Origin of the sequence: Colwellia sp. (assembly GCF_013215345.1) — a bacterium.
Lineage (GTDB): Bacteria > Pseudomonadota > Gammaproteobacteria > Enterobacterales > Alteromonadaceae > Colwellia.
On record NZ_JABSOV010000136.1, the window covers coordinates 1 to 9,159 of the forward strand.

At 38.9% G+C, this 9,159-nt stretch carries 7 protein-coding genes; 4 read left to right on the top strand and 3 right to left on the bottom strand.

Annotation, left to right across the window (positions count from 1 at the left end; all coding sequences use genetic code 11):
* From rsxB to HRT50_RS15830, 3 genes are all read right to left on the bottom strand, one after another.
* Positions 1-532 (bottom strand): electron transport complex subunit RsxB (gene rsxB, locus HRT50_RS15820; protein WP_291616223.1); only part of this gene is annotated, 532 nt, incomplete at its 3' end.
* A 1-nt stretch (position 533) separates the two neighbouring features.
* Positions 534-1,115, bottom strand: a complete 582-nt coding sequence (gene rsxA, locus HRT50_RS15825) for an electron transport complex subunit RsxA (RefSeq protein WP_291616225.1) — start codon at positions 1,113-1,115, stop codon at positions 534-536.
* Between the two features lie 200 nt (positions 1,116-1,315).
* Entirely contained in the window at positions 1,316-3,220 is a 1,905-nt protein-coding gene (locus HRT50_RS15830; RefSeq protein WP_291616227.1) for an EAL domain-containing protein, read from the bottom strand.
* Positions 3,221-3,774: 554 nt separating this feature from the next.
* Between HRT50_RS15830 and rimP the strand changes: the two genes are divergently transcribed.
* From rimP to rbfA, 4 genes are all read left to right on the top strand, one after another.
* Positions 3,775-4,230 carry a ribosome maturation factor RimP gene (rimP, locus tag HRT50_RS15835; protein WP_291616230.1) on the top strand — a complete coding sequence of 152 codons (456 nt, stop codon included), beginning with the start codon at positions 3,775-3,777 and terminating at the stop codon, positions 4,228-4,230.
* Positions 4,231-4,278: 48 nt separating this feature from the next.
* A complete protein-coding gene (nusA, locus tag HRT50_RS15840) occupies positions 4,279-5,775 on the top strand; it encodes a transcription termination factor NusA (protein WP_291616231.1) in 1,497 nt (498 codons plus the stop codon).
* 21 nt (positions 5,776-5,796) lie between these two features.
* Positions 5,797-8,463 carry a translation initiation factor IF-2 gene (infB, locus tag HRT50_RS15845; protein WP_291616233.1) on the top strand — a complete coding sequence of 889 codons (2,667 nt, stop codon included), beginning with the start codon at positions 5,797-5,799 and terminating at the stop codon, positions 8,461-8,463.
* Positions 8,464-8,692: 229 nt separating this feature from the next.
* The gene (gene rbfA, locus HRT50_RS15850) at positions 8,693-9,118 is read left to right on the top strand and encodes a 30S ribosome-binding factor RbfA (RefSeq protein ID WP_291616235.1); all 426 of its coding nucleotides are present in this window, start codon (positions 8,693-8,695) and stop codon (positions 9,116-9,118) included.
* Positions 9,119-9,159 lie beyond the last annotated feature (41 nt).

The following is a 9,159-nucleotide window of genomic DNA, read 5'->3' on the forward strand; positions in this document are numbered from 1 at the left end:
ATTGCCAATTATTAATAGTATCTGGCAATTCACGCATTTCAATACAATCTACTGGGCAGGGAGCAACACATAAGTCGCAGCCAGTACATTCATCTATGATAATGGTATGCATTTGTTTTGCTGCGCCAATAATGGCATCAACAGGACAGGCCTGAATACACTTGGTACAGCCGATACAGTCTTCTTCAATAACAAAGGCAACTTTAGGTCGATTACTTTTTGGCGCATCACCTTTGACATGACTTTCATCAAGGGGTAGAACTTCAACTCCCATTAAGTCCGCTATTTTCTTAATGGTGTCTTCGCCCCCAGGGGCACATTTGTTAATGGCTTCGCCATCGGCAACGGCTTGCGCGTAGGGTTTACAGCCAGGATAGCCACATTGACCACATTGAGTTTGTGGCAGCAGTGCATCGAGTTGCTCGACAATGGGATCGGCATCGACTTTAAAGCGAACGGAGGCATAACCCAGTAGTGCTCCAAATACGGCAGCAATGCTACCCAGCACAAGAATGGCAAGGAGAATGTTCATGTTAAATTTTCACCAAACCAGTAAAGCCAAGGAAAGCTAATGACATTAAGCCGGCAGTAATCATTGCAATAGCCGTACCTTTAAACGGCCCAGGCACATCAGCATTCGCTAACTTTTCACGCATGGCAGAAAACATCACTAAGACTAAAGAAAAGCCTACTGCGGCACCAAAGCCATAAATGATGGACTCAAAGAAGCTGTGCTGTAATCTCAAATTCAGTAAAGCAACACCCAGTACCGCACAATTTGTGGTGATCAGCGGTAAGAAAATGCCGAGTAATCGGTAGAGGCTAGCACTGGTTTTATGGACAACCATCTCAGTAAATTGCACCACGACGGCAATTACCAAAATAAAACTCATGGTTGTTAGGTATTCAAGGTCAAGGGGTACAAGCAGGTAGGTGGTCACTAAATAACTAAGCAGTGATGCCAAAGTCATAACAAAAACAGTGGCGAATGACATGCCAATAGCTGTTTCAGTACGTGAAGAAACCCCCATAAATGGGCATAAGCCAAGGAATTGTACTAAAACAAAGTTATTTACAAGTACAGTGCCAACGAGAAGTAACAGGTAATCAGTCATTTACTTTATAGGTCATTAGGTTATTTATTATAATAATGCCGCTATTATCCGTGTTTTTATCCTATATAACAACACATCAGCAGTAGGGGTATTACGCTTTATGCATTTTTCTTTGTATTGTAATAACAATTTGTGTATCTATAAAAAAGCCGAATGATAGTGACAGATTCGGCTTTAAACTCGGTAGTGCTTGTAAATCATTATAGTTGAGTTGGCTTACCAACGTAATAACCCTGACAGCCGTCAATAAATAATTTTTCTAAAGTATGCTTTTCTTCTTGGCTCTCGACACTTTCTGCGAGGACATTAATGCCAAGTCTATGGGCTAAATCAACCATCAAACGCAAGAAGTATTGGTTGTTTTTATCGTCATCGATGTCACGGGTATAAGAGCTATCCATTTTAATAAAGTCAGGGGTTAAATCTCTAAAAAATTTAAAGGAGGTTAAGCCAACACCAAATCTCTCTACGGTTACTCTTGAACCAACTCGATGTAACATGTCGACTAAACGCTTAGCCGTCTTTATATTCTGTTGCAATCCTAACTCAGATATTTCAAATACTAACCTAGGCGCAGCGCCGGGTTCACGTAATAACTTACGTTCAAGCCAAATCATAAAGTGTTCATCATTTATGCTTCGAGCACTAATGTTAATACCATAGCTACTATCGAGCATGTTTTTACTGGTTATCTCTTTAATTGCCGTTTCAATAATCAGTCGGTCTACTTGGATTATCTTATCAAGCTTTTCTGCCATGGCGATAAAAGTCGCGGTCGGTAGCATGTCACCGTTAGCATTTAGAAAGCGCGCTAATATTTCACCATAAACACGGTTGTTACGGCCACTTGGTTGAATGGGTTGTACTAATAAGTTAATACGACCACCATCTAGAACGCTATCTATTTCTTGTCGCCAATTTTGATTACCAAAATTAGCGCTATTATCAGTTAAAATATTGATATCAGTTTGTGAGTACCATGAGTTTGATTTTTGTGTCTGAGCAACACTGACACCGGTGTCTGCTAGGGCTAATAATTCACCTAAAGGTTTAGACTTATCAAAGTACACTAAACCGGTGAATGCAACTGAATCTAACTCATTAAGTTGCTGGTAATCATTAAACTTAATGTTTAATTCGCGAGCGTAATCTTCAGCCGCCTTTAGCTTTTCGTTAATTAATATGGTGGCGAAGTCGGAACTATTTAAACGAAAAAGTTTACCAGTAGGCCGTGTAGTTAAAGCATTTTTGATTATGTCAGCAACTTTAATTATGTAGTTGTCACCAGAGTTATAGCCATGCACTTGATTAATTGTCTGCAGTTCAGAGCAGCGGGTAATTAGCAAAACACCAAATTTTACCGGGCTTTCTTGTACTATTTGTTTTTCATAAAATTGCACAAAACGGTTACGATTCTCAATGCCTGTTAAACTATCAACGTGTGCTTCCATTTCTAAATTGGCGGTATTCTTGAATTGCTCTGTCATCATAGCTCTGATTTCAGCAATACCTTCTTGTAGTGCAGGGATCTCCAATAACTGCTCATTGGTCTGTTCACTAGTGATAAAGTCAGAGTTATTAATTTGCGCTAACTCGTTACTTATTTGCTTACTAATAATACTAAAAATAACCGACTGTAATTTGTAATTAAGCTGTGCTGATATCAAAACAAAAATTGTGGCTAAGGCCATAAGGCCGATAAATAATTGGGTAATTAAATTAATGATTTCAGTAAATGCGAGTTTATATTGAACTTGCAAATTAAGTTTACCGGCGGAGACGGTTTTTCGTTTTGCTAAGACAAAATCGTGTGGTGGAATGTGACTGCTCTGAAAATTAAATAAGGTAATGGAATTATTTTTGATAATTAAGGTTTGATAATCAGTGCTGGCAGTTAGTATAGCCGCGAGCTTAGTGGCAACTTCTTCAATAGACTCAGCATCGCTAACGAACTGTTGACTAATAGTTTGTATGGTTTGTTGGTGCTCTTGGGTTTGATTAGCTATATAAGCGGTTAATAAAAAAAATGCGATAGCGCCAATGGCTATAATAAATGTTAATGCGAATATTGCATTTTTGATGACTAACTTAGAAAACTTATACATGATGAAATTAAATGCTCCGTTTAAAATCCTATCAAGAGGGAAAGAGGTACTTCAATATACCAATGCAAAATATTTGCATGAAATTACAGCTATATTATAGTGTCAATACTAACATATTGTAAAATATATATTAATTTTAGCTTATGTTTCAGCATGACGAATACAAACTGATATAGCAAAAGAATATACTTTTCTAATCGATAATGCTTAATGCCCCTTGCGCTTGTTAGCGCACCATTATATAATTTGTCACAATAGAACTTAGTAAGATGTCACTGGATAAGCTCACCGATTGTTGTGTTGTTTATATTCTTATTAATATTGATAGCTAGGCTATTAATAACCAGATAAAGCAGCGTTTCTTGTTTTATCTAGGGGGAAAACAGTGAAATAAGCCCCTGAATTGGGGTTTTTTGTTTTTTAACGCGTGGGAAACATGCGATAAAAAATGAAATCAGCAAGATTTCGCTGGGCTATATGCCCTTTTTTTATATCTAAATTTTTATAATATCACTGATGTATTTACGTCAGGGTAGAATAACAGGAGAAAACGCTTGGCTAAATTTGAGCACAAATTAACTGATTTAATAAGGCCTGCTGTTGAAGAAACGGGCAAAACTTTACTGGGTATTGAATTTATCAGTGCGGGTAATAACTCGGTTTTACGCTTGTTTATTGATCATGAGAATGGCATTAATGTTGATGATTGTGCAGAGGTTAGTCGCCAAGTTGGTGCACTATTAGATGTAGAAGACCCAATTAGTAGTGAATATAATTTAGAAGTTTCATCACCAGGTGTTGATCGTCCTTTATTTGAAATTGCACACTTTCAAGAAGTTATTGGTGAAATTGTCAACGTAAAATTATCGATGCCTTTAAATGGTCGTCGAAAATTTAAAGGTCCATTAGTGGCGATAGAAAACGACAAATTAATTGTAGAAGTTGATAGCATCGATTACGAACTTGTTATTAGTAACGTCGACAAAGCGAACCTTGTCGCAAAGTTGTAAACGTTAAAAAAATTAAAAATAGTTAACATAAATTAAAGGCTAAGTAGCATGAGTAAGGAAATATTACTGGTTGTTGATGCGGTTTCTAATGAAAAAGCATTACCACGAGAAAGCATTTTTGAAGCAATGGAAACTGCTTTAGAAACAGCTACCAAGAAAAAATACGAAGGTGACATTGAAGTACGTGTTTGTATTGACCGTGTCAGTGGCGAATTTGAAACTTTTCGTCGTTGGTTAATCATTGATGATAAGGGCGAGTTGTTAGAAAACCCTTATGGTGAAATCACTTTGGCAGCGGCACAATACGATGAACCTGAATTAAATGCGGGTGATTATGTTGAAGAGCAAATTAAGTCAGTAACATTTGACCGTGTAACCACGCAAACAGCTAAACAAGTGATTGTTCAAAAAATCAGAGAAGCTGAACGTGCTTTGATCACTGAAGCTTATCAAGATCAATTAGGCGAAATTGTTACCGGTGTTGTTAAAAAAGCCAGTCGTGACAGCGTCATAATTGACTTAGGTAATAATGCTGAAGCAGTAATCTACCGTGATGATATGTTACCACGCGAAACGTTCCGTCCAGGCGACCGAGTACGTGGTTTATTATATGAAATCAAACCAGAAGCACGTGGCGCACAGTTATTTGTTAGTCGTACCAAGCCTGAAATGTTAATTGAACTTTTCCGCGTTGAAGTGCCAGAAATTGGCGAAGAAATGCTAGAAATTAAAGGGGCCGCTCGCGATCCTGGTTCTCGCGCTAAAATAGCCGTTAAAAGCAATGATAAGCGTATTGACCCTGTTGGTGCTTGTGTTGGTATGCGTGGTTCACGTGTACAAGCGGTATCGGGTGAGTTAGGCGGTGAACGTGTTGATATCGTTTTATATGATGACAACCCTGCCCAATACGTTATTAATGCTATGTCCCCTGCTGAAGTTGCGTCAATAATTGTTGATGAAGACAAAGGCACCATGGATATTGCTGTAGAAGAAGGCAATTTAGCTATGGCGATTGGCCGTAGTGGTCAAAACATCCGTTTGGCGAGTCAGTTAACTGGCTGGGAATTAAACGTAATGACTGTTGCTGACATGAAAGAGAAACATCAAGCTGAAAACGATAAAGTATTAAACTTATTTATTGATAAGTTAGATCTTGACGAAGATTTCGCTACATTACTTGCTGAAGAAGGCTTCACTTCATTAGAAGAGATTGCTTATGTGCCAGCTGCTGAAATGTTAGAAATTGATGGCTTAACTGAAGAAATCGTTGAGCAGCTTAGAGAACGTGCTAAAGAAGCGTTAACTACACAAGCACTAGCGAGTGAAGAGACTTTAGAAGGTGCAGAGCCTGCACAAGATTTACTTGACCTTGAAGGGTTAGAACGTCATTTAGCTTTTGTTTTAGCAAGCCGCGGTGTTCGCACACTCGAAGACTTAGCTGAACAAGGTATAGATGAAATTAGCGATATTGAAGAATTAACTGAAACCAAAGCGGGCGAGCTAATCATGGCTGCACGTAACATTTGTTGGTTTAACGAAGAATAATAACACCGGAGAATATTATAGATGGCAGATATAACTGTAGCAGAACTTGCCAAAGAAATCGGAACACCGGTGGATCGCTTAGTAAGTCAGTTAGCTGACTCAGGCGTGAAAAAATCGGCTACCGATGCTATTTCGCAAGATGAAAAAGAATCCTTATTAGGACACCTTAAAAAGCAACATGGTGATGATTCGGCAGCAAACCCGAGCAAGCTTACCTTAAATCGTAAAACTAAATCTACTTTGACCATGGGACATGGCTCTAAAGCTAAGTCGGTAAATGTTGAAGTACGTAAAAAACGCACTTATGTAAAACGTAGTGAGTTAGAAGATCAAAAACTAGCTGAAGAAGCTGCTAAAGCAGAAGCAGAAGCAGCAGTGTTAGCAGAAGCTAAGGCTAAATCTGATGCTGAAGCTGCAGCGAAAGAAGCTGACAACGCTAAAGCTGTAGCCGTAGTAAAAGCTGAAGTTGCCGCAGAAAAAAAAGCAGAAGCAAAAGTTGAAGCTGCAGCTAAAGCAAAACAAACTGCTGTTGAAAAAGCTAAAAATGTTGATAACGCACCTGTAAAAGTTGCTGAAACAGAAGAAGCAAAAAAACTACGTTTAGCACAAGAAAAAGAAGTTGCTGACAAAGTTGAAGCAGAAGCGAAAGAAGCCAGTGAAGCAGCTAAGAAATTAGCTGAAGAAAATGAAGGTCGCTGGAAAGAACAAGAAGCTGAGCGTAAAGCGAAAGAAAAAGAAGTGGTTCATGTTACTTCTTCTAAATACGCACAAGAAGCTGAAGATAAAGTTGATGCTGCCGATGAAACTGCAGGTAGACGTCGTAAGAAGAAAAAACCAGCTGACCGTAATGCCCGTGGTCGTAATGCCCGTGGTCGTAAGCAATTATCGGCACCACAAAGTTTGCAACATGGCTTTACTAAGCCTGTTGAAACTAAACTACAAGACATTCGTATTGGTGAAACAATTTCTGTTGCAGAACTTGCTAATAAAATGTCGAAAAAAGGCGCAGAAGTAGTTAAAGCTATGTTTAAAATGGGCGCCATGGCAACCATTAACCAAGTTATCGACCAAGAAACTGCGGCATTAGTGTCAGAAGAAATGGGCTTTAACGTAGTACTTGTTAAAGAAAATGCTTTAGAAGAAGCGGTATTAGCTGATCGTGATAATTCAGGTGACGCGACAACTCGTGCGCCAGTAGTTACAATCATGGGTCATGTAGATCATGGTAAAACATCACTACTTGATCACATTCGTCAAGCAAAAGTAGCTGACGGAGAAGCTGGTGGTATTACTCAGCACATTGGTGCTTATCACGTAGAAACAGGTCATGGCATGATCACTTTCTTAGATACTCCAGGCCATGCTGCGTTTACAGCTATGCGTTCTCGTGGTGCTAAGGCGACTGATATTGTTGTTATCGTTGTTGCTGCTGATGATGGTGTTATGCCACAAACAATTGAAGCGATTCAGCATGCTAAAGCATCAGATGCGCCAATTATTATTGCTGTTAACAAAATGGATAAAGAGTCAGCTGATCCAGATCGCGTTAAGAGTGAATTATCACAGCACGATGTACTTTCAGAAGAGTGGGGCGGTGAAGTTCAATTCTGTCACGTATCAGCCAAAACTGGTTTAGGTATTGATGAATTACTTGATGCAATTTTATTGCAATCAGAAGTATTAGAGCTTACTGCGGTAGTAGATACTATGGCAAGTGGTGTTGTGATTGAATCTAAACTAGATAAAGGTCGTGGCCCAGTAGCAACAGTACTAATTCAAGAAGGTACTATCAAGCAAGGCGACATCGTATTGTGTGGTTTAGAATACGGTCGTGTTCGTGCTATGCGTGATGAAAACGGCAAAACAATCCAGTCAGCTGGACCATCAATTCCGGTAGAAATCATCGGTCTTAGCGGTGTACCAATTTCAGGTGATGAAGCTACTGTTGTTAAAGATGAGAAAAAAGCCCGTGAAGTTGCTTTGTTCCGTCAAGGTAAATTCCGTGATGTTAAGCTTGCCCGTCAACAAAAAGCTAAACTTGAAAACATGTTTGCTAGCATGGCATCTGGTGAAATCTCAGAAGTTAATGTGGTATTGAAGTCTGATGTTCAAGGTTCACTTGAAGCGATTAGCGATTCATTATTGAAACTTTCTACCGATGAAGTAAAAGTTAAAATAATTGGCTCAGGTGTGGGTGCTATTACTGAAACTGATGCATCACTTGCTGCAGCATCGAACGCTATAGTGATTGGTTTTAACGTACGTGCCGATGTTTCTGCCCGTAAAGTGATTGAATCAGAAAATATTGATTTACGTTACTACAGTGTTATTTACGCACTAATTGATGAAGTTAAACAAGCCATGAGTGGTATGTTAGCGCCAGAATTCAAGCAAGTTATTATTGGTCTTGCTCAAGTTCGTGACGTATTCAAATCACCTAAAATTGGCTCTATCGCCGGTTGTATGGTAACTGAAGGTATTATCAAACGTTCAGCGCCAATTCGTGTATTACGTGAAAACGTAGTTATTTACGAAGGTGAACTTGAATCTTTACGCCGCTTTAAAGACGACGTACAAGAAGTTCGTAACGGTACTGAATGTGGTATCGGTGTTAAGAACTACAATGATGTTCGTGTCGGCGACCAAATTGAAGTATTTGAAACGATTGAAGTTGAACGTACACTATAACTAGTATCTCATTGCTAGTAGGTGTAATTATTACCTTGGCAGCACTTATTGACCTGCGTCAACTCAGTGTTTCTAGCTTATATTTACAGCAACTAGCTTTGAGCGAATAGTTAAATACTTTAAAAGGGGCTTATGCCCCTTTTGTGTTGATAATTTATAATTAATTAGCTAACTCATTAATAAATAACGAAAACTGTAGTTTATTAGAGATGGTTTATAGGAGTATACGATGGCTAGAGAATATGCCCGTACTGACCGTGTAGGTCAGCAAATCCAAAAAGAAATCGCCGTTATTTTAATGCGCGAAATTAAAGATCCACGTTTAAGCATGACCACGGTTTCTGCCGTTGAAGTAACACGCGATTTAGCTTATGCAAAAATATTTGTAACGTTTTTTAATGATAATGCTGATGAAATTAAAGCTTCTTTAGAAGTTTTAGCCGAAGCTGAAGGTTATATTCGTTCATTATTAGGTAAACGCTTACGTGCTCGCATCATGCCGCACTTACGTTTTGTTTATGATAGCTCTATGAGTGAAGGTGTACGTATGAGCGCCTTGGTTGATAAAGCAGTTGCCAGTGATAAAGGCAATGATAAACAAGCTGATAACTCAGTGGATAGTGACAACACTGATGATAGTGAGCAAGGCGAGTAAACCATGGCTAAACGTAGAAAAGGCCGCGCGATTAATGGCGT

Bases quoted from the DNA above. Each gene is read 5' to 3' on its own strand.
- rbfA (WP_291616235.1), top strand. From the start codon at position 8,693: ATGGCTAGAGAATATGCCCGTACTGACCGTGTAGGTCAGCAAATCCAA.
- rsxA (WP_291616225.1), bottom strand. From the start codon at position 1,115: ATGACTGATTACCTGTTACTTCTCGTTGGCACTGTACTTGTAAATAAC.
- infB (WP_291616233.1), top strand. From the start codon at position 5,797: ATGGCAGATATAACTGTAGCAGAACTTGCCAAAGAAATCGGAACACCG.
- HRT50_RS15830 (WP_291616227.1), bottom strand. From the start codon at position 3,220: ATGTATAAGTTTTCTAAGTTAGTCATCAAAAATGCAATATTCGCATTA.
- nusA (WP_291616231.1), top strand. From the start codon at position 4,279: ATGAGTAAGGAAATATTACTGGTTGTTGATGCGGTTTCTAATGAAAAA.